The organism is Actinomyces sp. oral taxon 171 str. F0337, assembly GCF_005696555.1.
GTDB classification, from domain to species: Bacteria; Actinomycetota; Actinomycetes; order Actinomycetales; family Actinomycetaceae; genus Actinomyces; species Actinomyces oris_E.
On sequence record NZ_CP040005.1, the window covers coordinates 3058463 to 3082780 of the forward strand.

Consider the following 24318-nt stretch of genomic DNA (forward strand, 5'->3'; position numbering starts at 1 on the left):
ATGACTGCTGCTCCCGGCCCCATGGGCGCCCCCGCGGGCGTCGCGACCATCCAGCCCGCCGGCGCCGCGCGATACTCGGGACGGTGGGCGGAGGCGGCGCTGCTCGGCGTCGCCCTGGTCCTGGGTCTGGGCGGCTTCGTGCTCACCGCTCTCAACCGCACCGGTTCATCCCCGGCGCAGACCGTGGTCGTGGCGATCGCCTTCCTCGCCCTGACCGTGGTCATGCACCTGTGTGTGCGCTACGCCGCCCCGTGGGCCGATCCGGTCCTCCTGCCGACGGCGGTGGCGCTCAACGGGATCGGCCTGGCCATGATCCGACGCCTGGACCTGGCCTATGAGCTCAACGAGCAGTGGCAGTTCTACGTGGGCTCCAAGCAGCTGGTCTGGACGCTGCTGGGCGTCGGCCTCTTCTGCGCCGTGCTCCTCCTGCTGCGCGACTACCGGCGCCTGAGGCGCTGGGACCGTTGGGCCATGTGGTCCGGCCTGGTCTTCCTCATCCTTCCCTTCGTCCCGGGCATCGGCCAGAGCATCAACGGAGCCCGGATCTGGATCCGGATCGGCCCCATGAGCTTCCAGCCGGCCGAGCTGTCCAAGGTGCTGCTGGCGGTCTTCTTCGCCTCCTACCTCGTGGCCAACCGGGACAACCTGGCCCTGGCGGGCCGCAAGATCCTGTGGATGAGCCTGCCGCGCGCCCGACACCTGGGCCCTCTGCTCATCGTGTGGGTCGCGAGCATCTGCGTCCTGGTCCTTCAGAAGGACCTGGGCTCCTCGGTCCTGCTGTTCGGCCTGTTCGTCGTCGTCCTGTACGTGGCCACCGACCGGCCCTCCTGGCTGCTCATCGGTACGGGTCTGTTCCTCCCGGCGGCGTGGTTCGCCGCCACGCACCTGGAGCATGTCAAGCAGCGCATCGATGGCTGGCTCCACGCCACCGACAGCGCGGTGTTCAACGCCCAGGTCGGTGGCTCCTGGCAGCTGCTGACGGGCATGTTCGGGATGTCCACCGGCGGGCTCATGGGCGCCGGCTGGGGCAAGGGCTCACCGACCCTGGTCACCTTCGCCAACTCCGACTTCATCTTCGCCTCACTGGGTGAGGAGCTGGGCCTGACCGGCACGCTCGTCCTCCTCATGCTCTACCTCGTTCTCATCCAGCGGGGGCTGCGCATCGCCGTCTCGCTGCGCGACGGCTTCGGCAAGCTCCTGGCCGTGGGCCTGTCCTTCGCCATCGCTCTGCAGATCTTCGTGGTCATCGGCGGCGTCACCCGGCTCATCCCACTGACGGGACTGACCCTGCCCTTCCTGGCCTACGGCGGCTCCTCACTCATCGCCAACTGGATCATCCTGGCCCTGCTGCTGCGCCTGTCCGACGCCGCCCGGCGTCCGGCCACCCACGCGCCACGGATCATCGACACCGCCGAGCTGCCGCTCGCCCTGCGCCGTCGGGTCCAGGACGCCGGGGCCGAGGAGGCGATCGCCGAGGACGTCGACGACGCACCCACCGGAGCCGAGCAGGCCGACGTCGGCGGCTACACGTCCCCGTCGGCCGTACCCGGTCCCGGCGATCCACTGGACGATGCTCGCCCCGTCGTCGCCGTCAGTCCGGAGGCGCCGCCTCCGCCGCACACCGCACCGGACGGGGGGACCCTGCGCTCATCGCGCGCCCCGGGCTTCACTGAGGACAGCGACAGGAGGCAGCAGCCATGAACCGACAGATCCGTCAGGTCGCCTTCCTGGTGCTGGTCATGTTCACCGCGCTGGCCCTGTCCGTCACCAGCGTCCAGGGGCTGGCCCGCCCCTCCGTGTGGGAACCGTGGTCGGCCAACGGGGCCCTCAACTCCGACCCGCGCAACCGCCGCGCCGTCAACCGCAACTTCGACACCGAGCGCGGCCCGATCCTCCTGGCCGGCGGCACCACGATCGCCAGCACCCAGAAGTCCGACGACGGTCAGGGCTCCGAGGACTACCAGCGCGTCTACGCCAACGGACCGCTCTACGCCCCGGTGACCGGCTACTTCTCGCCCGCCTTCGCCTCCATGACCGGCATGGAGAAGGAGGGCAACTCCGTGCTCAACGGGGACGACCCCTCGCTGTTCTCCTCCCGGATCAAGACCCTCATCACCGGTGACTCCCAGAGGGGCGGGGCCGTTGAGCTGACCATCAAGCCCGAGATCCAGCAGGCCGCCTACGACGCCCTGGCCGGGCGCGAGGGCGCCGTCGTCGCCCTGGACCCCAGCACCGGAGCCATCCTCGCCCTGGTCTCCTCGCCCTCCTACGACCCCTCGGCCTTCGCCACCCGCGACGGGAACGCCGCCAACGAGGCCAACACGACCCTCAGCCAGGACCCCTCCCGTCCCCTGGACAACCGGGCCATCGCCGGTAACCGCTACCCGCCGGGGTCGACCTTCAAGATCATCACCACAGCGGCGGCGCTGCGCACCGGCAAGATCACGACGGACGCCGAGGTCGACGCCCCCGACACCATCACCCTGCCGGGCACCAACCACGCGCTGGAGAACTACGGCGGAGAGTCCTGCGGCGGCAGTCGGACCACCTTCACCTACGCCTTCGCCGAGTCCTGCAACACCCCCTTCGCCCAGCTGGCCATGAACGTCGGCGAGAAGGAGCTCTCCAAGGAGGCGAAGAACTGGGGCTTCGACTCCGACCTGTCCATCCCGCTGAAGGTCACGCCGTCGACATACCCGGACAACGACTCACAGGCCCAGACCGCAATGGCCGGCATCGGTCAGGCCTCGGTGCAGGCGACTCCGCTCATGATGGCGATGGTGGCCGCCACCGTGGCCAACAAGGGCGAGCAGATGACCCCCTACCTGGTCTCACGCACCCTGGACCCCGACCTCAACGAGGTCAGCGCCACCTCCACGAAGGTGGCCCGCACCCCGATCGACTCCACCACCGCCTCGTCCCTGACCTCCCTCATGCAGGAGGCCGTCGCCAACGGCACGGGCACCAGCGCCCAGGTCGCCGGGGTCCAGGTGGCAGGAAAGACCGGTACCGCGGAGACCGGCACGGGCAGTGGCCCGACCACCTGGTTCGTGGGCTTCGCCGGCACCGACATCAGCAAGCCTCAGATCGCGCTGGCCGTCGTGCTCGACGGTAAGACCGAGACCGAGGACGGCGCCACTGGTGGCAAGGTGGCCGGTCCCGTCGCCGCCAAGGTCATCGATGCGGCGGTGAACCAGTGAAACCTGTTGCGGGGCTCCAGCTCCAGGGCCGCTACGAGCTGGTGGAGCAGATCGCCCTGGGCGGTATGGGCCAGGTGTGGCGCGCCACCGACCTGCGTTCGGGCCGGGCGGTGGCCGCCAAGATCCTGCGCCCCGAGCTGACCGGCGACGAGATCTTCCTGTCCCGCCTGCGCGCGGAGGCCAAGAACTCTCGGGGTCTGCGCCACCCGAACCTCGCCGTCGTCCTGGACTCCGGGGAGAAGGACGGGACCGGCTGGCTCATCATGGAGCTCGTCCAGGGGCGCGCCCTGTCCGACATCATCGCCGAGAAGGGGACCCTGTCACCCGCCGAGATCCTGCCGGTCCTGGCTCAGGTCGCCCGCGCCCTCCAGGTCGTCCACGACTCCGGCGTCGTCCACCGGGACGTCAAGCCCTCCAACATCCTCATCAACCGCGAGGGCCTGGCCAAGCTCACCGACTTCGGCATCTCCACCGGCATCAACCAGCGCCCGCTGACGGCCTCCGGCATGGTGATGGGCACGGCCCAGTACCTCGCCCCCGAGCAGGCCATGGGCAATATGGCCACCCCGGCCGGTGACCTCTACGGGCTGGGCATCATCGCCTACGAGGCCCTGGTGGGGCGGCGCCCCTTCAGCGGAGCCACCCAGGTGGACATCGCCTTCGCGCACGTCAACGAGGAGGTGCCCGCCCTTCCCGACGCCGTCCCGCCTCAGGTCCAGGCCATCATCCTCAAGCTGCTGGCCAAGAAGCCCTCCGACCGGCCGCACTCCGCTCGTGAGGTGGCCCGCGCCCTGGACCGGGCGGTGGTGAACCTGCCCACGGATGCGTGGGACCCCCGTGAGGCGCTCAGCTGGGAGTCCACCGGCCGCCGTGGCCCGCAGACCCGCGAGCTGCCCCAGCCCGCCACCGTACGTCCCGGCCGTCACGCGGCTCAGGAGCCGACGCCGTCTCGCACCGCCCGGCACGCCTCGGGTCGGTCCTTTCTCGGTCTCAACCTGCTGACCCTGAGGGTCCTCATCCCGGCCCTCTCGCTCATCACCCTGCACAGCACGGGTACGCTTGCCCATGCGCATCAGGTCGTGCCAGCCTTGATGCTGAGCATCCCTGTCAAGGAGGTACTGTGACCAGTCAGTTCCCCCAGGTCCTCGCGGGCCGTTACGAGATCCGCGACCTCATCGGACGTGGTGGTATGGCAGAGGTGCACCTCGGCTACGACACTCGCCTGTCACGGGTCGTGGCCATCAAGCTGCTGCGTTCGGACATCGCCGGCGACCCCACCTTCCAGGCCCGCTTCCGCCGTGAGGCCCAGTCCGCGGCGGCGCTCAACCACCCCGCCGTCGTGGCCGTCTACGACTCCGGTGAGGAGGAGCTCCTTCAGCCCGGCGGCGCCAGCCGCACCGTCCCCTACATCGTCATGGAGTACATCGAGGGGCACACGGTGCGCGAGCTCCTCAGCGAGGGCGAGGCCGTCCCGATCACGGAGGCGGTGGAGATCGTCTCCGGTGTCCTGGACGCCCTGGAGTACTCCCACCGGGTGGGGATCGTCCACCGCGACATCAAGCCCGGAAACATCATGCTGACCTCCACCGGCGCGGTGAAGGTCATGGACTTCGGCATCGCTCGGGCCATTGAGGACTCCGCCTCCACGGTGACCCAGACCCACACGGTGGTGGGCACTGCCCAGTACCTCTCCCCGGAGCAGGCGCGCGGTGAGTCCGTGGACGCCCGCTCGGACCTGTACTCCACCGGTTGCCTCCTCTACGAGCTACTCACCGGCCAGCCGCCCTTCCAGGGTGACTCCGCCGTGGCCATCGCCTACCAGCACGTGAGGGAGATCCCCAAGCGTCCCTCGTCGCTGGCGGCCGATGTCCCCGAGTCCCTGGACCGAGTGATCCTCAAGTCGCTGGCCAAGAGCCGCGAGGACCGTTATCAGGATGCCGCCCACATGCGCGCCGACCTGCAGGCGGCCGCCCGGGGGATGTCCGTGGCCGCGCCGGCCGCCGACTCCTGGTCCCCGGCCACCTCGGTCATGGCCTCACCGGCCACCGCAGCGGTTCAGCCCACCTCCGCCTTCGCCCAGGTGGCCTCCGAGCCCTCTCCGGCGTCCACGGTCAAGGAGGGCGAGGAGCCGGAGAAGAGGTCCAGGAGCCACGCCTGGATCTGGATCCTCGTGTTCCTGCTGTTCGTGGCCCTGGCCGTCGTCGCCGGACGGTGGGCCTCCGGGGCCTTCGACAGCCGGCCCACTCCGACACAGAGCCCAACCGTCAGCAAGGTGGAGGTCCCCGACACCTCCGGTCAGGACGAGGAGTCGGCCAAGAAGACCATTGAGGACGCCGGCCTGAAGTTCGCCAAGGACGAGGTCGCCAACGAGGAGGTCAGCGCGGGCCTGGCCGTCTCCTCCGACCCGGGCAAGGGCACGAAGGTCGAGTCGGGCTCCACCGTCACCGTCCACTTCTCCACCGGATCGGCCATGGTCAAGGTTCCCGACCTGGCCGGCAAGACCCAGGAGGACGCCCGCAAGGCCCTCAAGGACGCCGGGCTCGAGGGAGGCAACACCTCCCAGGAGGACTCCGCCACGGTCGCGAAGGACCGGGTCATCTACACCAACCCGACGACGGGGAGCTCCGTTGCGCGTGGTACCACGGTGGACCTGGTGCTCTCCACCGGCAATACCTCCGTCCCCGACGTCGCCGGCCAGGACGAGGCCACAGCGAAGAAGGCCATTGAGGACGCCGGCCTGAAGTTCAAGAAGGGCGATGACGTCGCCTCCGCCGATGTTGAGCGCGGCAAGGCCGTCTCCTCCGACCCGGCCGCAGGCTCCAGCGCCTCAGCGGGAGACACGATCACCGTGCACTTCTCCAGCGGTGCCGCGGCCACGCCGACGCCGAACGGCACCGTGACGATTCCCAACAACCTCAACGGCAAGACCGCTGACGAAGCGGCTGCCGATCTGCAGAATCTCGGGCTCACCGTCACCATGGACCCCAAGTCCTCGGACAAGGTGGACGCCGGTAAGGTCATTGGCACGAACCCGAAGGCCGGCTCTCAGGTGCGCGCCGGATCCACCGTCAACCTCACGGTCTCCACCGGTAAAGACGGTGCCGACAACAACCAGCAGCCCGGTGACCCCAATCCTGGCGGTGGGGGGAACAACAACGGCGGCTGAGCGCCTGAGTGGCCATGGCGCAGCGCTTGGGCTGAGCCCTTCACTCAGGTGGCCGGCCCCGTGGATCGGGACCGGACCTGACGTCGTCCTGTCACGCCTTGTGCGCGCACAACTGACCCCGCGCCTCGTCCAGGACGCACCTGAGGCTGCGAGTACTGCCCCCACGGGTGCAGACCGTGAGCCTTAGGTACGACCTCGCCCCCCCGGGGCACGCGCCTCCGGCAGACCCTCATCACCGAAGGCGACATTCCACGCGACCGGGTGCGTGTCCTTCCAGCCGGGGCCACCCTGCGCGTTCGGGGACCACATTCCTGTCCCCGACGGCGTCGAGTGCCCCTGGCCGTACAGATATGTCCCCGCACGCGTCACATGTCCCCGGCCGCGCGGGACCCCGGCTCGGCTCAGATGCCGCGGGCGGACAGGACGCCGTCGATGGCGCGCAGCTCCTTAAGGACCTTGGGCTCGATCTCGCCCTCGACGTCCACCAGCGTCACCGCCAGCTCGCCGCGCGACTTGTTGAGCAGGTTGGCGATGTTCTGCCCGTGCTGGGCCACGATCGTGGAGACCTGGCCGACCATGTTGGGCACGTTGCGGTTGACGATGACGAGCCGGTGCGTGCCCTCCTGCCGGGCCATGACGGCCTCGGGGAAGTTCACCGAGTTGTGGACCTGCCCGTCCTCGAGGAAGCCGCGCAGGGAGTCCACCGCCATCATGGCGCAGTTGCGCTCGGCCTCCTTGGTGGAGGCGCCCAGGTGGGGCAGGGAGATGCACTTGGGGTGCTTGTGGACCTGCGTGGAGGGGAAGTCGCACACGTAGCCACCCAGCGTGCCCTCGTCCAGGGCCGCCACGACGGCGTCGGTGTCGACGATCTCGGCCCGCGCGAAGTTGAGCAGCACCGCGGTCTCCTCCATGAGGGCCAGACGCTGGGTACTCACCAGCCCACGGGTGGCGGGGATGAGGGGCACGTGGACGGTGAGGATGTCGGCACGGCGGAAGACCTCCTCCATGGAGCCGGCCCGCTCGACCTCGGCGCTCAGGTGCCAAGCGTGCTCCACGGAGATGCCCGGGTCGAAGCCGACGACGTTGAGCCCCAGCCCCAGGGCGGCATTGGCCACCTGCACACCGATGGCCCCCAGCCCGATGACGCCGAGCGTGCGGCCGGGAAGCTCGAATCCGACGAACTGCTTCTTGCCGGCCTCCACGGCCTTGGCGATCTCGGCGTCGTCGCCATCGAGGGTGTGGGCGAAGCGAGCCGCCGGGATGAGGTTGCGCGAGGCGATGAACAGGCCCGCCAGGACCAGCTCCTTGACGGCGTTGGCGTTGGCGCCGGGGGTGTTGAAGACGGGCACGCCGCGCTCGGTGAGCGCCTCGACCGGAATGTTGTTGGTGCCGGCGCCGGCGCGGGCCACGGCCAGGACCGAGTCCTCGATGGGGGTGTCGTGGAGCTTGGCCGAGCGCACCAGGAGGGCGTCGGGCTCCTCCACGGAGCCACCGACCTCGTAGAGCTCGTCGGGCAGACGGGACAGGCCGGCCCCGGAGATGGCGTTGAGGGTGCGGATGCGGAACTTGTGGTCAACGCGGCTGGTGGTCACGGAGATACTTTCTGCAGGACGGTCCGGGTGGAGGAGGGTTGTGACGGGCGGCCGGGCCCGCAGGCCGGGCGGGACGGCGGGCGCTCAGGCCCGGGCGGCGAAGTCGGTCATGTAGTCGATGAGGGCGCGCACGCCCTCGATCGGCATGGCGTTGTAGATGGAGGCGCGCATGCCGCCCACGGAGCGGTGCCCCTTGAGGTTGGTGAGCCCGGTGGCCTGGGCGCCGGCCAGGAAGTCGGCGTCACGGGCGGGGTCGGCCAGGGTGAAGGGCACGTTCATCCAGGACCGCGAGCGCTCCTGAACCGGGTTGGCGTAGAAGTCGGAGGAGTCGATGAAGCCGTAGAGGAGCTCGGCCTTGGCGCGGTTGCGCTCGGCCATCGCCTCCAGGCCGCCGCCGTCCTCGATCCAGTGGCCGATGAGCCCCAGCAGGTAGATGGCGAAGGTGGGGGGCGTGTTGAGCATGGAGTCGGCGTCGGCCATCTTCTGGTAGTCCAGGATGGTGGGGGTCACCGCACGGGCCCGCCCCAGCAGGTCCTCGCGCACGATGACGACGGCCAGGCCCGAGGGACCCATGTTCTTCTGGGCGCCTGCGTAGATGAGGCCGTAGCGGGAGACGTCGATGGGCCGCGAGAGGATCGTGGAGGAGAAGTCGGCCACGAGCGGGACGTCGCCGGCCTCAGGCACGTAGTCGAACTCGACGCCGCCGATGGTCTCGTTGGGCGTGTAGTGCAGGTAGCGGGCGGCTTCTGGAACCGTGAAGGATCCGGGTTCGGGGGTGGTCGTGTAGGAGGAGGCGGCCTCGTCGGCGGGCACGACGACGTCGAGCTCGTAGGCGCCGGCCTGCTTGATGGCCTTGGCGGACCACTGGCCGGTGTTGAGGTAGGCGACCGTGTCACCGGGGGCGGTCAGGTTGAGGGGGATACCGGCGAACTGGGCGCTGGCCCCGCCCTGAAGGAAGAGCACGCGGTAGCTGTCGGGGACGGCCAGGAGTCGGCGCAGGGTGGCCTCGGCGTCGGCCGCGCAGGCCACGAAGTCGGCCCCGCGGTGAGAGACCTCCAGGACGGACATTCCCGATCCTCGCCAGCTGGTGAGCTCGGAGGCGGCCTGCTCGAGGACGGGCAGGGGGAGCTGGGCGGGACCGGCGGAGAAATTGAAGACGCGCACGGAGTCATCATTGCCGCTTATACGCGCGTCGGCAATCTCGTCCCGACTGGTGACGCCCACCGACGTCGGTCCGCCACTGGAACAGGGCGTAAGGCGGCACGGAATTCCCATGTCCGCCCAAAGTATGGGTGACACAGCCCCTCCGCCCTGTCAACCAAGCACGTTGTCAGCGATAGCACAGGTGGACTGCTCAACTGACCGCTAGGGTTGCCTTCACGCTCAAGTCCCTACCGACAAGTTCTCATGATCGCCTCACAGAACGACAACAACCCCTCAGCAGGCTCTGCGGCCCCCATCGTCCGAGCCGTGCAAGAGTCTCACGCCGGCGCCGACGACGCTGCCGGCGCATCCGGCGCAGGAGCACGTCGGCGCCCGATGGGCCGTCAGATGCTCGACCGGCTCCGCAGGGGACGCAGGCCGCGATTCGGCGCGCTCGTTGTGGCGCTCATCGCCGTGGTGTCCCTGGCCACCGGGTTCCGGGCCTGCAACTGCAACCGCGCCTGGACCGAGGTCTCCGCGGCGGCCACGCCGGAGGCCAACCCGCTCAAGGGCATGATGCCCTTCGCGCCGGCGGACGCCTCGCACTCGCCGGGGCTGCAGGACAACGCCCCGCCGTACACGATGGAGTGGCTGACGCTGCCGGTCAGCGACGTCGTCACCGGGCCCGGCACGTACTCGTGGGACAAGCTCGATGCGCACCTCAACGCCATCGCCTCGCGCGGGCACCAGGCGGTGCTGCGCTTCTACGTCGACTACCCCGGGCGCTCCAGCGGCATCCCGTCCTACCTGCTGACCTCTCACGCGGTGGCGACCCACGAGTACACGGTCAACGGCAACGCGCCGGGCCAGTCGCTGGCGCCGGACTACAACGACCCCGAGATGATGTCGATGCTCACCGGCTTCGTCTCCGCCCTCGGCCAGCAGTACGACGGCGACCCACGCCTGGCCTTCGTCACCCACGGCCTGGTGGGCTTCTGGGGCGAGGGCCACACCTTCCCGATGAACGGCAAGGTCTCCGGGGACAACCCCTCCGGCGAGAACTGGATGCCGTCATCGGCGAACCAGAACACCCTCATCGACACCTGGGACGGCGCCTTCCAGGTGACGCCGACGCTGGCGCGCTACCCGTCCGCGGAGACGGTCAAGCGCGGGGTCGGCTACCACGACGACTCCTTCGGCTACGCGACGATGGACACCGCCGACTGGCACTTCCTGCCGCAGCTGAAGCAGGCCAAGGCGGACCAGGCCTGGCAGCAGCACCCGATCGGCGGCGAGGTCTACCCGGGCATCCAGGAGTGCTCCGTGCGCAACCCGGGCAGCTGCATGGCCTCGGGCTCCAACGGAGGAACAGTGGACATCAACGCCTCCATCAAGGCCACGCACGCGAGCTGGCTGGTGGACAACTGGGCCTTCACGACGACGCTCAACGGCACCGAGCGGGAGCGGGCCGTGCAGGCCTCCGCCGAGACCGGCTACGACCTGGCTGTGGCGCGCTGGCGGATGCGCAACGGCAAGGTCGAGGTGCAGATCGCCAACAACGGGGTGGCGCCCTTCTACTACAACTGGAACGTGGAGGCGGTGGCCATCAACACCTCCAACGGCACGGAGGTCGGACGCACCACGCTCAACGGGGACCTGCGCAAGATCGAGGTCGGCAAGACCCAGACCTTCTCCGGGCAGCTCCCGGCGGACCCGGCCGGGCAGAACACGATCCTGGTGCGCGTGGTCAACCCGCTGGAGTCGGGCCAGCCGCTGCGCTTCTCCAGCGCCGGCCAGGACCAGACGCTCCCCGGCTACCTCACCCTGGGCCGCACCCCCACCACGTAGGCCGGGCCCGACGGCGGAGTCCTGACGGATTCTTGGCGGAGGACCGGCCCGGAGCCGGCCTCACCTTCCCCCGCCCAGCCCCTTCTGGTTCCCGCGCAGCCTCCCGGCGGCGGTTCGACATCGGCTCAGCGCTGGGCGCTGGCCTCGAGCCGGCCCACTCCACGAGGGTGGGGATCTACTGGCCAGGGGTTGTGCGTACTGCACGAACCCCCGACCCCTATGGAGTAGCCCCAACCCTCCTCCAGTAGCACCCGACCCTCGTGCAGTAGTCGTCCTGGGCTGGCTGACCGAGCCCGGGTACTGGGTCGAGTGCAAAGAGGCCACCAACCGATATCTCCTGTGCTGGCACAGAGATGGCTTGCAGAGCCTCAAGAGAGCGATGCGCGGGCTCCGAGGCGACCAAACAGATCATGAAAAGGCGACCAAATAGATTGCGAAGAGGCGACCAAACAGTCGATGAAGCGATCCGCCTAGCTTCAACCGACTTCAGACAGCCGCCCCAGCCCCGCCTCACAGGGGGTAGGCCGAGGCCTCGCCCTCGATGGCCTCGGTGAGGTCGATCTCGCGCTCACCCAGGCTGAAGCGGTAGCGGCCCAGGATCTCCAGGGGCTCGTCCTCGGCGGCCAGGTAGGCGCGCACGGCCTCCTTCTCCTCCTCGTCGAGCCAGGTCATCTGGTCCGACAGGCACCGGTAGCGGCTGGCCTCGGCCACGTCGCGCAGCCACTGCATCTGGGTGTCGTCCAGGAGGTTGCGGCGGTGGCGGAAGAAGACGACGTCGGGGTCGACCCCGATGACCCGCCCCAGCCAGAGCCGGTTGATGCCGGCGTGCAGGGCGTTGTAGGCCTTGGCGTCGGACAGGTCGTCGGAGGCGTAGTTCTCCCACATGGGGGCCACGTCCGGCCCCACCCGCACGGCGTCGAGCAGCCCGATGGAGGGCATGATGAGCGCCCCGGAGCCCAGGAGGAAGGTCTCCTCGCCGGCGGTGTCGCGCACGAGGCGCAGCCCGGTGCGGTAGGCCTCCTCGCGATCGATCTGCCGGTGCCGGTAGCCGGGGATGGCGGCGGCGTTGATGAAGTCGAGCTTGAGGTAGCTGAAGCCCCACCGGTGGACGATCTTGGCGATGAGCTTGCGCACGTAGGTCTGGGCGGTGGGGTGGGTCGTGTCCAGCGCGTAGTAGTCGCCGCCCCAGTTGGAGCCGGCCACGGCCAGGCCGCCGTCGGCGTTGTGGACGAACATCTCCGGGTAGTCGCGCACGGCCCGGGAGCCGGGCAGGGCGATGAAGGGCGCCACCCACAGGCCCGGCTGCATGCCGGCCTCCCGGATCCGGGTCGCGGCGGCCTCCATGCCGTCGCCGAAGCTCTCGCCGGCCTCCCAGTCGCCGACCGCGACCTCCCAGCCGTCGTCGATCTGGAGGGTCTTGAAGCCCAGCTCGGCGACCTGCGGGATCTCGCGCTCGAGGGCGTCCTGCGAGATGCCCTCGTAGTAGGAGTACCAGGAGCACCACACGCTCTGCGGCTCGATCTCCCGGCCGCCCAGGCTCTCACCGAGCTCGCGCGCGTAGCGGGCCATGACGGCGGTGGCCGGGCCGGGCAGGATCACCCAGCGCGCCGGGTCACCGGACTCGGTGAAGGCCTCCAGGACCGCGGTGTCGGCGCGCAGGCGCGGCGTGCGCCCGTCCAGGCAGCCCACGAGCAGCGCCCCGGCGGAGTCCTCCAGGACCGCCATCCAGGCCGAGTGGTGGCGGGCCGGGTCGTCCCAGGGGGCGTCGTCAGCGGTCCGACGGCGCTGCTCGTTGGCGATGCGCATGGGCGCCTCGCTCAGGCGGCGCCAGCCCGACGGCGACCAGGAGTTCTGGCCGGTACGGTAGAACTCGCCGTCGCGCATGTCGTGCAGGAGGGTCAGGTGGGAGGCCTCGATGTAGACCGCGCCGGTGGCGCCGCCGGCCCCGTGCTGGGTGGTCACCGTGCCGTCGCAGGCCAGGGCGATGCTGCGCCCGGTCAGGGTGATGTGGTGAATCATGCGCTCTCCTCGGCTCCGGCCTGTCCTGCCCGCGGGTCGGGTCCCCCTTGAGGCACCGGCACCGCCCGGCTCGCACTGTACGTGGTACCGACCGTCCAGACCGACATTTTCCTCAAAGATGACGCGGAGCCACGTCGTTTATGAAGATTCCGCCGGTGAGTGAGGATTTTGTTGTCCGCGGTGGAAGTAGGCCGCCAGATCCGCGTCGAGCTCGGGCACGTCGAAGGGCACGGACCCCGAGCGCAGGGACCGGGTGGCCAGCACGCCCGCCGCGACGGCGTCGCGCGCACTGACCGGGGAGACGTCGGTGGCCCCGCCGTCGCGCACGAAGCGCAGGAACTCGTCGATGGCGAGCTGGTCGGCGCTGTCGTGCCCGGTGCCCTCCTCGGCGATGACGTACTCCTGGGTGGCGCGCTCGGAGTAGTGCTCCGTGCGCTCGGTCCACACCTTGACGACGTCACCGGCCCCGTCGCCGAGGTTCTCGGCCCGGCCGCGGGTGCCGATGACCGTGTAGCTGCGCCAGTAGTCGGGGGTGAAGTGGCACTGCTGGTAGGAGGTCATGACCCCGTTGCGCATGGTCATCATGAGCATGGAGTGGTCCTCGACGTCGATGACGGGGTTGAGGTCACTCACCTCGTAGGCGGGCCAGTGCTCGAGGCTGAACCAGTCCTGCATGACGGTGCCGGCGCTCGTCCCGGCCGGGCGCCGCTCGGCCTCCCCGTAGACCATGAGCCCGCCCATGCCGACGACGCGGGCCGGCGCGGAGGCGGCCAGCCAGCTCATGACGTCGATGTCGTGGGCGGCCTTCTGCAGCAGCAGGCCGGTGACGTGGCGGCGCTCGGCGTGCCAGTCGCGGAAGTAGTAGTCGCCGCCGTTGCCCACGAAGTGGCGGCACCAGATGGCCTTGAGCTCGCCGATCCGCCCGGAGTCGATGATCGACTTCAGCAGCCGCACCACCTCCATGTGGCGCATGTTGTGGCCCACGTAGAGGCGGGTGCCGGTGCGCCGGGCCACCTCCAGGATGCGGTCGGCGGTCTCGATGGTGATGGCCAGGGGCTTCTCCAGGTAGACCGGGATGCCGGCCTCGAGGAAGAAGCGGGCCAGCTCCTCGTGCGTGTCGTCGGGAGTGGTCAGGACGACCGCGTCGATCCCGTGACCCAGCAGGTCGCGGTGGTCGGCCACGACCGCCACGCCCTCGGGCAGGAGCCGCTGGGCGCGCTCGGCGGCGTCGGGAGCGATGTCGGCCGCGGCGACCAGCCGGGCCGGGACCGGTGAGGTATCCGCGAGCGCGGCCAGGTAGCAGCGGGCCCCGATGCCGACGACACCGACCTGCAGATCCTTTGAGGTTTCACGCATTTCTCGCCCTCAGCTCTTCTGCCGGGCCGCCCACCAGGAGCGCAGTGCCTGGCGGGCCAGGTCCTCTCCGATCGATCCCTTCTCCATGCGCAGGTCCATGAGGAAGCGGTAGGCCTCGCCGACGACCGGTCCGGGGGCCACGCCGAGCTCGGCCATGATCTGGCCGCCGTCGAGGTCCGGGCGGATGGCGGCGAGCTCCTCGGCGGCGCGCAGAGACTCGATGCGCCCCTCGAGGTCGTCGTAGGCGCGGTCCAGCATGGCGGCCTTGCGGCGGTTGCGGGTGGTGACGTCGGCCCGGGTGAGCCGGTGGAGACGCTCCAGCAGGGGACCGGCGTCGGTGGCGTAGCGGCGCACGGCCGAGTCCGACCAGGCGGCGTCGACGTAGCCGTGGAAGCGCAGGTGGAGCTCGACCAGCCGGGAGACGTCCTTGACGGTCTGCTTGTCGAAGCGCAGCGCCCGCAGGCGCTTGGCCGTCATGCGGGCGCCGACGTGGTCGTGCCCGTGGAAGGTGACGGTGCCATCGGGCAGGAAGCGGCGGGTGGCGGGCTTGCCGATGTCGTGGAGGATGGCGGCCAGGCGCAGCACCAGGTCGGGGCCGGGGACGGGTCCATCGGGGCCGGTCTCCAGGTCGATGGCCTGGTCCAGGACGGTCAAGGTGTGCTCGTAGACGTCCTTGTGGCGCCTGTGCTCGTCGACGGTCTCGCGCAGGGCGCTCAGCTCGGGCAGGACGACGTCGGCCACGCCGGCGTGGACCAGCAGCTCCAGTCCGCGCCGGGGCCAGGGGCTGATGAGCAGGCGCTCGAGCTCGGCGCGCACGCGCTCGGCGGAGACGATCTCCAGGCGGGAGGCCATCTCCTCCATGGCGGTCATGACGTCCATCTCGACGTCGAAGCCGAGCTGGGCGGCGAAGCGTGCGGCCCGCATGATGCGCAGGGGGTCGTCGTCGAAGGACTGCTCGGCGCTGACGGGGGTGCGCAGCACGCCGGCGGCCAGGTCGGCCAGGCCGCCGCAGGGGTCGACGAGCTCGAGGTCGGGCAGGCGCAGCGCCATGGCGTTGACGGTGAAGTCGCGGCGGGTGAGGTCCCCGGTGAGAGTGTCGCCGTAGGTGACCTGGGGCTTGCGCGAGCCCACCTCGTAGGCCTCGGTGCGGTAGGTGGTGACCTCCACGATGGTGGAGCCCTTGCGCGCGCCGATGGTGCCGAAGGCCCGGCCCACGTCCCAGGTGGTCTCACCCCAGGCGGCCAGGATCTTCTCGGTCTGCTCGGGGCGGGCCGAGGTGGTCAGGTCCAGGTCGTGGGGGGCGACGCCGAGGAAGGCGTCCCGCACCGGCCCGCCAACGAGGGCGATCTCGTGCCCGGCGCGCACGAAGGCGTACCCCAGGGCCGCCAGGGCGGGGGGCAGGCCCTCGAGCGCCTGACGGGCCTTGGGTGTCAGGCCGCGGTTCTCGACGGCATCCGGGCAGTCGGCGGATTCAGCGGGAGTGGGGTGCGCAGTCATCGGCCCAAGCCTGCCATGAACCCTCACCGGCGCGCCGTCGTCCTCGGCCTCGGCATCCCCGTGGTGATGACCATCTCGCGCAGGCGGGCACGCACCGTCACGGCAGTCCGTCCGCGCACGGCGCAGTTGTGTGCGACGACGTACTCGGCCAGAGGCGCCCGGCGGCTCGAACGCCCTAGAGTGTCCCCATGCCCTCTCCACGCACTCGCACGCCCCGCGCCGGAAACCCGGCCCACCGGGCGGGTGCGCGCACTCTGCCGATCATCAACGAGACCAGTGCCGGCGGCCTGGTCGTCGACGTTCAGAACGGGCAGGCCTTCACCGCGGTCATCGCTCGGCGCAACCGGGGCGGGCGGCTGGAGTGGTGCCTGCCCAAGGGGCACCTGGAGGGCACTGAGACCCCCGAGCAGGCCGCGGTCCGCGAGATCATGGAGGAGACCGGGATCACCGGTCGGGTTCTTCGGCACCTGGCGACCATCGACTACTGGTTCGCCGGCCACGAGCACCGTGTCCACAAGGTGGTGCACCATTTCCTGCTGGAGGCGGTCAGCGGCACGCTGACCACGGAGAACGACCCGGACCATGAGGCCGAGGACGTCGAGTGGGTCGCCCTCGACGACGTCTCCCACCGGCTGGCCTACCCCAACGAGCGCCGTATCGTGGCCGCGGCCTGGGACATCCTGGTGGGGGATGGATGACGGGCACCACCTATCTGTGCGCGAAGGTGGTCACCACGCTGGGCTCCCGGCTGCGGAGCAGGGCGATGGTGACCATTGCCGCCCTACTGGGGGTGGCGGGCCTGGCGATGTGGCCGGTGATCGCTCTGCCCGCCGCCGAGGCGGACCAGGGCTCCGGAGCGATCCTGGTCGCGCAGCCCGGTGGACTCTCTGCTGACGTCGCACCGCTCGCTCCGGCGACGCCGTCCGCGACGACGGCCTCCTCACCTCCGGCGGCGAGCGAGAAGACCGGCTCCTCGGGCCAGCGCGCCGAGACGACCACCAACCAGGTGACCCTGAGCATCGATGCCCTGGCCCCCGAGGTGCTGCACACAGACCAGGACCTCATCCTGACCGGCACCATCACCAACGGAACCAGTCAGGCCATCACCGGGGCGGACCTGGTGACCAGGGTGCAGCGATCCACGGAGTCCACGAGTCGGGGCCTGGGCAGGTGGCTGACCGGAACCGACGAGTCGGGGCTGTCGGACCCGGTCGCGGTCCCACTGGGTCACGATCTCCAGCCCGGGGGAGTCTCCCAGTTCTCCATCACCATCCCCGCCGGCGAGCTGCCGCTGACCAGCGCCGACCAGTGGGGGCCGCGTGGCGTCTCCGTCGCTCTGGTGGCCCAGGACATCTCCCTGGCCCAGGACCGCAGCATCCTCGTGTGGGACAGCGGCGCCTCCGTCGCACCGGTGCGCATGACCGTCTTCCTGCCGGTCACCGCCTCCGCGCAGGAGATGGCGGTGCTGTCCGGTCCGCGCACTCAGGAGCGCTCGGAGGCCCTCAGTCGCATCCACAGCCGGGTCCTCGGCCTGGTGAGCATGGCCGGCGACGGCGTCGTCGTCGCCGTCGACCCGGCGCTGGTCGAGGCCCTCGGCGTCACCACGGCCAGCCTGGAGCAGGCCGCGCGCAACAGCGGTTCCCAACCCGCCACCCCTGATGGCGCCCCTCAATCATCCCAGAGCGCTGACCCCTCCGCGTCATCGGCCCCGTCGACGACGGGGCCCTCGGCGAGCCCCGCCCCGTCCCCGCAGTCGGGGGGCACCGCCACGGCGTCACCGTCGGACAAGAAGGCGTCTCAGGCCTCCAACGAGGTCATCCAGCTCTCCGCCGCTCTCGCGCGGGCCATCCACACCGACAGCCTGGTGGCCCTGCCGTGGGGCGACTCCGATACCGCGGCGCTGGCGCATCTGCAGCAGACGGGCCTCATTGAGACGGCCGCACGGCGCACCCAGGAGTCGGCCATCGTCAAGGCGGGGGCCCCGACGTCCTTGACCTGGTTGGCCTCCAGCGCCGCGGACGCAACCACGGTCAATGCGCTGCCGCAACCGGCGTCAACCATCATCGCCTCACCGGAGTCCTTGCCACCGGCCGACGAGCTGACCTACACCCCTTCGGGTCTGGGTGCGTCCGGGGGCCATGCGGTCCTGATTCCGGAGCAGTCCCTGTCGGGGGCACTCACCGGTGAGAACGCCAGGCCCACTGGCTCCGATCAGAGCACCCAGAGTGTCGAGAGCGCCCAGGCGGCCGAGCTCGACACCCGCCAGCTGCTGCGCAGCAACAGCGCCATCCTGGCCCGCCAGGCCCCGGCGCTGGAGAGAGACGTCGTCGTGGCGATGCCCCGCCAGGCCGCCTCCGCCGTGCAACCGTCCGTCGTGCGGGAGCGGGTGGCCACCCTGCGCTCGGTCTCCTGGGCCCGGTCCCAGCCCCTGGACGCCCTTCAGGAGCGCGCCCAGGAGGAGGTCGCAGCCGTCAACGAGGGCACCTCGCGGATCGAGCGCTCCGAGCTGCCGGAGACGGTGATCGACGACAACGAGCTGTCCACCGACACCCTCGTCGCCGCCGGCCGTACGGCCGGAACCCTGCAGTCGATCTCCTCCGTACTCTCCGAGCCGGCCGCGGTGCTGGGCGACTACACCGACCTGCAGGCAGTCGTCTCATCAGCGTCCTGGCGAGCCGATCCCAGGACCCGCAACGCCCAGGTTCCGGCCGCGGAGGCCTCCGGCACCAACGTCACCTCCTCGCTGGCCGCGGTGCCGTCGTCGACCATCAACGTCATCAGCTCCGAGGCGCAGCTGCCGGTGCGCATCACCTCCTCCCTGAGCCAGGACGTCACCGTCCAGGTCTACCTGGTCTCGAACAACAAGCGCCTTCAGGTCCCACGCACCACCACCGTGAGGGTGCCGGCCCACCAGCAGGCCAAGGTCACGGTGCCGATCCAGGCCGTCGGCTCGGGCGACGTCGGTCTGAGGGTGCAGGTGCTTGCCGCCGACGGCACGACCGTGGGCACACCCACCACCGTCCACATGCGAGTACGCGCCGACTGGGAGGGCCGGGGCACCGGCATCGTCGTCGGGGTCCTGGTCTCCATCGTGGTGATCGGTACGGTGAGGACAGTACGACGAGGCCGCCGCACCGCGGTGGCCCCGGCTGCACAGGAGACGGCATGAGCATCATCAAGCGTGTACGGATCGGGCGTTCCCCCTCCCCGGGGCGCAGCCAGGCGTCCCTGGCGCGGTCCTCGGCCATCATGGCCTCGGGGACCCTGGTCTCCCGCATCCTGGGCATGGTGCGCAACGCCCTGATCGTCATGGCGCTCGGCGCCACCGGGTCGGGGGCAGCCGACGCCTTCAACACGGCCAACAACCTGCCCACCTACCTGTACAACATGATGATCGGCGGGATCCTCAACGCGATCCTGGTGCCACAGATCGTCCAGGCACTCCGACGCCGCAACGGCGAGGAGGTCGTCAATCGCCTCTTGACCGCCGCGGCCACGCTCATGCTGGCGGTCACGTGCATCGCGACCGCGGCCGCGCCCCTCATCTTCACCCTCAACGCCAACTCCTTGGCTCAGGGGCAGTGGCGCGCGCTGTCCTTCGCCTTCGCGTTCTGGTTCATGCCCCAGGTCTTCTTCTACGGCCTGTACGCCCTGTGGGGGCAGGTGCTCAACGCCCGCTCGAGCTTCGGGCCCTACATGTGGTCCCCGGTGCTCAACAACATCATCTCGATCGCCTCGATCCTGTTCTACCTCCACCTCTATGGCCGCTACAGCGCGGGTCAGAGCGCAGAGGTCTGGGACTGGACCCGGATCACTCTCATTGGAGCGACGACGACCCTGGGCATCGCGGTCCAGGCACTGATCCTCTACATCCCCCTGGTGCGCTCCGGCTTCCGGCCACGCATCATCTTCGGGGTGCGGGGCCTGGGGCTGGGCAAGACCGTCAAGGTGGCCCTGTGGGCGCTGGCCGGAGTGGGCGTGGCCAGCCTGAGCAACTGGATCACCTCCAACCTGGGCTCCTACGCGGTCACGGCCTCCGAGCAGCCCGAGTACGCGGACGTCATCGTGCCCTCGACGACCATGTGGCTCAACGCCTACCTGGTGTACATGCTGCCCCAGTCCCTCGTGGTCACCTCCATCATCACCGCCCTGTTCACCCGGATGAGTGAGAAGGCCGCGGCCGGGGACGCCGCCGGCGTGCGCGAGGACCTCTCCCTGGGGCTGCGCTCGGCGGGTGTCTTCACGGTGCTGGCCACCGCGGGCATCTGTGTCCTGGCCGTCCCGGCCCTTCAGCTCTTCACCCCCTCGATCTCCCTGCCCGAGGCCCAGGCCAGCGCCCCCATGCTCATCGCGCTGGCGCTGGGCATCGTCCCGCAGGGGATCTGGTTCGGGACTCAGCGGGTGATGCTGGCCTACTCCGACACCAAGCGGCTGCTGCTCGCCGACGTCGTCGTCGGTGTCATCCCGGTGATCCTGTGCGTCATGGCCTACTTCGTCGCTCCGGCCAACCACTGGATGACCTGGGCGGGCGCGGCCAACACGATCAGCCAGATCGGGGGCTGCGTGGTGGTCATGCCCATGATGCGCTCCCACCTGCCCAGCCTCGACGGCCGAAAGATCGTCACCACCCACCTGCGTCTCATCATGGCGGTGGCGCCCGCGATCATCGTCGGGATCCTGCTCAACATGATGCTGGGCAATGTCGACGCCGACTCCTCCCTGGCCAACATGTCGGCAGCACTCGGGCACATCGCCGTCGTCGCCACCGTCATGTCACTCATCTACCTGCTGATGGGGCGTGTCGTCGGGATCGAGGAGATCACGGTCGCCTTCCGGCCCTTCTCACGGATCCTGTCCACGGTCGGTCGTCGTCTGCCCGGGACACCCGGGCGAGTGGTCCTGGCGGCGGCGGCCTGGTTGTCACCGCAGGAGCCACCGGCTCAGGCGACTGCTCAGATGCCCGCCGTCCAGACACCGGCACCACCGCCGCCACCCCCAGCGGCTCACACGGTTTCAGGTCCCTCGGGTGTTTCGACGGACCCGACGGGGCATGGTGCTGTTGGCTACACCTCCGGCGGCACCCAGGCGGTCGCGCCCGCACCGCCACCACCGGCTCAGGCGCGGACCCACTCCTGGGGACAGCCGGGTCAAATGGGTCCGCAGCACCCGGGCGGCCACCCGTCTCAGGCCATGGCGGGCCACCCCCAGGACGGACGGCCCGTCCACCCGCTCGCACCGCCACCACCGGCGCCCTCGCAGGCAGTGGCGCCGCCACCGCCCCCCAGTGCCGATGCCGCGGCAGGCTCCTCCCACCACTGGCAGACCCCGGGGCACGTCCCGGCCAACGCACCCGGGAGTATCCCGCCGTCGCTGCCAGCCAGCATTCCCCCTTCCCGGGTGGCCACAGGGCAGTCCGCCCTCCACCAGTCACATGCCTCCGCCCACACGGGCCACATCACCCCTATCCGGCGCCCTCAGACAGTTACGATGGGGACAACTGGTTCAGATGGACAACCATCTCAAGGAAGGAGACGCATGTCGGAGGCGACGCCGATCGGCAGTGGTCGCTACGGGCTCCTGGGAACGCTGTCCACCACGCTGCCGCGCATTGTCAGGCACCGTGGCGTCGACACGATCCTGGATCGAGACGTCACGATCCTGGTTCTCACCGATGCGACGCTTCATCGCGACAACGTCCTGGAGTCGGCCAGCAGGGCGGTACTGGTCGAGGACCAGCGTCTTCAGCAGGTCTATGACGTCGAGCGCGCCGAGCCATCCGTCATCGTCACCGAGCCGCTGACCGGACGCACCTTCTCCTCCCTGGTCTCCCGGGGTATGTCCCCGGCGCAGGCGCGCGCCATCATCGGTGAGACCGCGCAGGCGCTCGACGCCGGTGCACGCAAGGGCCTGCACCACCTCAACCTGTCTCCCGAGTCCATCCGTATTCTTCCCGATGGGACGGTGAAGGTCAGCGGCCTGGGGATCGAGGCCGCCGCCCTCGATCTGGAGAGCCGGGTCGCCGGCCATGACCCGTCGGCCGCCGACCGCGCCGACGCCCGTTCCCTGGTGGAGATCCTCTACTACGGTCTGACCGGCCGGTGGCCGGGCAAGCGCCCCGGCATTCCCTCCGCGCCACGACTGGGCGGCGTCCCGGTCAAGCCCTCCACTCTCGTGCCGGGAATCGACCCGGTCCTGGATGAGCTGTGCGAACGGACGTGGAGCAGCCAGCCCCCCATCTCCTCGGCGGAGGTGGCGCGCTCACTGGGCACCTGGGATCAGGTGACCGGTTACCACGAGTCCGGCACGACGCATGCCCCCTCGCCCCAGCGTCCCTCGTCGGGCGGCGGTGTCACCGGTGGGAGTGGCTCCGGCACCAACGCCACCGCAGGTGCGACAGCCGCCGTCAGTGCCGCGGGAGCCGGCGTCGCCAGCGCGGCTCGCGGAGTCCTCGACAGGCTGCGGCGCAGTGGTGCCGGCAGGAGCACCACGGTCAGCGCCCCGGCAGGACAGGGGGCACCCGCGCCGGTTCAGCCGGAGCCGGCACCGTCCGTGCCTGCCGCTACCGACGCACCTGCGGAGCGGACCTCCGTCATCGAGGCGGCCTCCGTTGCCGCAGCACCGACCACGCCGGTCCCTGAACCTCAGCAGCCCGAGCCGGCGGCTGCGCAGGAGCGGTCCGCCGACGACGTCTATGTCCAGGTCACCGGGCCGACGAACCCGATTCCGAATGTCCTGTCGACCGCCTCCGAGACAGTCCCCGGGCCGGCACCGGTTCCGGCCGAGCCCTTCACCGGCAGCTTCCCGGCCTTCGAGGACGACGAGGACGAGGAGGTCGACCCCGAGACCGCTCGCCGGGAGCAGCGCACGACCAGCTCCATCCTGGTCACCTTCGTCCTGATGGTCGTCGTCCTACTGGTGGTGGCCAGCTACATCGTGTACCAGACGATCGGCATCCCCTTCGCGGACAAGGACCGCGCGGCCGCCGACACCGTCCCCTCGGCCAGTGCTCAGAAGGCCGATGAGGGGGGCGGCCAGCAGCCCGCGCCCCAGGAGACTGCGGCCCCACCCGAGATCGCCGGCGTCAGCGTTGTGGACGACTCCAGTAAATTCGCTTCCTCGCAAGCTGGATTCCTCACTGATGGGGACACGAGTAATGAGTGGTCCTCTCATTACTCGGCGACTCCTGAGACGGATCCGGTCGACATCCAGATCACGCTCAAGAACCCCGCCAAGGTCTCGGAGATCGATCTTCAGGGCACCACCAGCGAGGGAGGTCAGGTCGAGGTCCACGCATCGGACGCCAACGGCACGATACTCGCTACGAACTCCTTCACTGCAGGTAACACCACGTTGAAGATCGACAAGCCTGAAGAGGTCAACACCATCGTCATTCGGATCACCCAGCTTCCCCAAAATTTGAAGAGGACGGACAACTACAAGGCCACAATGACGGAGATCACACTCAAATAAGATCTTCTCCGGGAACAGGCCGTATTGATTACCAGTTACCCCAAGTGACCGCACACTGCGGCCCCATCCGCTCGTCAGGAGAGTCATGATTCACGACGTCGTTATCGTCGGCTCCGGCCCCGCCGGCTACACAGCCGCCATCTACGCGGCCCGTGCCCAGCTCAACCCGGTCGTCCTGGCCGGCTCGGTGACTGCGGGCGGCGCCCTGATGAACACGACCGAGGTGGAGAACTACCCCGGCTTCATCGAGGGGATCATGGGTCCCGAGCTCATGAACCAGATGCAGGAGCAGGCCGAGCGCTTCGGTACCGACATCCGCTACGAGGACGTCACCGCCCTCGAGCTGGAGGGCGACGTCAAGCGCATCACCACCTCCGACGGCGTCTACGAGGCCCGCACGGTCATCATCTCCACCGGCTCTGAGTACCGGCACCTGGGGATCGACGGGGAGGAGCGCCTCTCGGGCCACGGTGTGTCCTACTGCGCCACCTGCGACGGGTTCTTCTTCAAGGACCAGGACATCGTCGTCGTCGGTGGCGGGGACTCGGCCATGGAGGAGGCCACTTTCCTGACCCGCTTCGCCCGCTCCGTGACGGTGGTCCACCGCCGTGATGAGCTGCGCGCCTCGGCGGTCATGGCCAAGCGCGCCCAGGAGGACCCGAAGATCTCCTTCGCCTGGAACTCGCGAGTCGTCGAGCTTCACGGCGAGGACTCGCTGACCGGTGTCACCCTGGAGGACACTGTCACCGGGGAGCGCCGCCAGATCGAGGCCACGGGCCTGTTCGTCGCCATCGGTCAGGTGCCGCGCAGCGAGCTCGTCGCCGACGTCCTCGAGCTCGACGAGGCCGGCTACATCAAGGTCGAGGTTCCCTCGCAGCGCACCCGCATTCCCGGGGTCTTCGCCTGCGGTGACGTCGCCGACCCCACGTACCAGCAGGCGATCACGGCGGCCGGATCCGGCTGCCGCGCCGCACTCGACGCCGAGCACTACCTGACCACTCTGCAGGCCTGACCCGGCGCCTCTCTC

General features: G+C 69.8%; 14 protein-coding genes. 9 read left to right on the forward strand and 5 right to left on the reverse strand.

Features of this window, described 5'->3' with window-relative positions; translation table 11 throughout:
• The 4 genes from FBF36_RS13060 to pknB are packed head-to-tail and all read left to right on the forward strand — an operon-like array spanning position 1 to position 6366.
• Positions 1-1701 carry an FtsW/RodA/SpoVE family cell cycle protein gene (locus FBF36_RS13060; protein WP_034492041.1) on the forward strand — a complete coding sequence of 567 codons (1701 nt, stop codon included), beginning with the start codon at positions 1-3 and terminating at the stop codon, positions 1699-1701.
• Positions 1698-3200 (forward strand): peptidoglycan D,D-transpeptidase FtsI family protein, encoded by a 1503-nt coding sequence (locus FBF36_RS13065; RefSeq protein WP_009395822.1) that lies wholly within the window; start codon positions 1698-1700, stop codon positions 3198-3200. Before FBF36_RS13060 ends, FBF36_RS13065 begins: the two co-directional genes overlap by 4 nt.
• The gene (locus FBF36_RS13070) at positions 3197-4324 is read left to right on the forward strand and encodes a serine/threonine-protein kinase (RefSeq protein ID WP_009395820.1); all 1128 of its coding nucleotides are present in this window, start codon (positions 3197-3199) and stop codon (positions 4322-4324) included. Before FBF36_RS13065 ends, FBF36_RS13070 begins: the two co-directional genes overlap by 4 nt.
• Positions 4321-6366 (forward strand): Stk1 family PASTA domain-containing Ser/Thr kinase, encoded by a 2046-nt coding sequence (gene pknB, locus FBF36_RS13075; protein WP_009395816.1) that lies wholly within the window; start codon positions 4321-4323, stop codon positions 6364-6366. Before FBF36_RS13070 ends, pknB begins: the two co-directional genes overlap by 4 nt.
• Positions 6367-6767: 401 nt before the next feature.
• Here the strand turns inward: pknB and FBF36_RS13080 are convergent, their stop codons facing one another.
• Together FBF36_RS13080 and serC are read right to left on the reverse strand one after the other, a co-directional pair.
• The gene (locus FBF36_RS13080) at positions 6768-7958 is read right to left on the reverse strand and encodes a phosphoglycerate dehydrogenase (RefSeq protein WP_009395811.1); all 1191 of its coding nucleotides are present in this window, start codon (positions 7956-7958) and stop codon (positions 6768-6770) included.
• Positions 7959-8042: 84 nt separating this feature from the next.
• A complete protein-coding gene (serC, locus tag FBF36_RS13085; RefSeq protein WP_034492040.1) occupies positions 8043-9122 on the reverse strand; it encodes a 3-phosphoserine/phosphohydroxythreonine transaminase in 1080 nt (359 codons plus the stop codon).
• A gap of 306 nt (positions 9123-9428) precedes the next feature.
• Between serC and FBF36_RS13090 the strand changes: the two genes are divergently transcribed.
• Complete coding sequence (locus FBF36_RS13090; protein WP_225792393.1) at positions 9429-10949, forward strand: DUF4832 domain-containing protein; 1521 nt, start codon at positions 9429-9431, stop codon at positions 10947-10949.
• A gap of 510 nt (positions 10950-11459) precedes the next feature.
• On the opposite strand, the gene FBF36_RS13095 is transcribed toward FBF36_RS13090, so the two are convergent.
• The 3 genes from FBF36_RS13095 to FBF36_RS13105 form a co-directional block, all read right to left on the reverse strand.
• On the reverse strand, positions 11460-12968 hold the full coding sequence (locus FBF36_RS13095) for a glycoside hydrolase family 36 protein (RefSeq protein WP_075376715.1): 1509 nt from the start codon (positions 12966-12968) through the stop codon (positions 11460-11462).
• Positions 12969-13106: 138 nt separating this feature from the next.
• Positions 13107-14324, reverse strand: a complete 1218-nt coding sequence (locus tag FBF36_RS13100) for a Gfo/Idh/MocA family protein (RefSeq protein WP_009395805.1) — start codon at positions 14322-14324, stop codon at positions 13107-13109.
• A gap of 9 nt (positions 14325-14333) precedes the next feature.
• Complete coding sequence (locus FBF36_RS13105) at positions 14334-15821, reverse strand: CCA tRNA nucleotidyltransferase (protein ID WP_009395803.1); 1488 nt, start codon at positions 15819-15821, stop codon at positions 14334-14336.
• A gap of 188 nt (positions 15822-16009) precedes the next feature.
• Between FBF36_RS13105 and FBF36_RS13110 the strand changes: the two genes are divergently transcribed.
• From FBF36_RS13110 to trxB, 4 genes are all read left to right on the forward strand, one after another.
• Positions 16010-16519: an NUDIX hydrolase gene (locus FBF36_RS13110; protein ID WP_009395802.1), complete on the forward strand. Its 510-nt coding sequence runs from the start codon at positions 16010-16012 to the stop codon at positions 16517-16519.
• Positions 16516-18990 (forward strand): DUF6049 family protein, encoded by a 2475-nt coding sequence (locus FBF36_RS13115; protein WP_009395801.1) that lies wholly within the window; start codon positions 16516-16518, stop codon positions 18988-18990. Before FBF36_RS13110 ends, FBF36_RS13115 begins: the two co-directional genes overlap by 4 nt.
• Positions 18987-23291 (forward strand): lipid II flippase MurJ, encoded by a 4305-nt coding sequence (locus FBF36_RS13120; RefSeq protein WP_138137723.1) that lies wholly within the window; start codon positions 18987-18989, stop codon positions 23289-23291. The genes FBF36_RS13115 and FBF36_RS13120 overlap by 4 nt, the downstream gene beginning before the upstream one ends.
• A gap of 85 nt (positions 23292-23376) precedes the next feature.
• Positions 23377-24303, forward strand: coding sequence for a thioredoxin-disulfide reductase (trxB, locus tag FBF36_RS13125; protein ID WP_138137725.1), 927 nt, complete (start codon positions 23377-23379; stop codon positions 24301-24303).
• Positions 24304-24318: the final 15 nt, after the last annotated feature.

Bases quoted from the DNA above. Each gene is read 5' to 3' on its own strand.
- FBF36_RS13060 (WP_034492041.1), top strand. From the start codon at position 1: ATGACTGCTGCTCCCGGCCCCATGGGCGCCCCCGCGGGCGTCGCGACC.
- FBF36_RS13065 (WP_009395822.1), top strand. From the start codon at position 1,698: ATGAACCGACAGATCCGTCAGGTCGCCTTCCTGGTGCTGGTCATGTTC.
- FBF36_RS13095 (WP_075376715.1), bottom strand. From the start codon at position 12,968: ATGATTCACCACATCACCCTGACCGGGCGCAGCATCGCCCTGGCCTGC.
- FBF36_RS13100 (WP_009395805.1), bottom strand. From the start codon at position 14,324: ATGCGTGAAACCTCAAAGGATCTGCAGGTCGGTGTCGTCGGCATCGGG.
- FBF36_RS13105 (WP_009395803.1), bottom strand. From the start codon at position 15,821: ATGACTGCGCACCCCACTCCCGCTGAATCCGCCGACTGCCCGGATGCC.
- FBF36_RS13110 (WP_009395802.1), top strand. From the start codon at position 16,010: ATGCCCTCTCCACGCACTCGCACGCCCCGCGCCGGAAACCCGGCCCAC.
- FBF36_RS13115 (WP_009395801.1), top strand. From the start codon at position 16,516: ATGACGGGCACCACCTATCTGTGCGCGAAGGTGGTCACCACGCTGGGC.
- FBF36_RS13120 (WP_138137723.1), top strand. From the start codon at position 18,987: ATGAGCATCATCAAGCGTGTACGGATCGGGCGTTCCCCCTCCCCGGGG.
- trxB (WP_138137725.1), top strand. From the start codon at position 23,377: ATGATTCACGACGTCGTTATCGTCGGCTCCGGCCCCGCCGGCTACACA.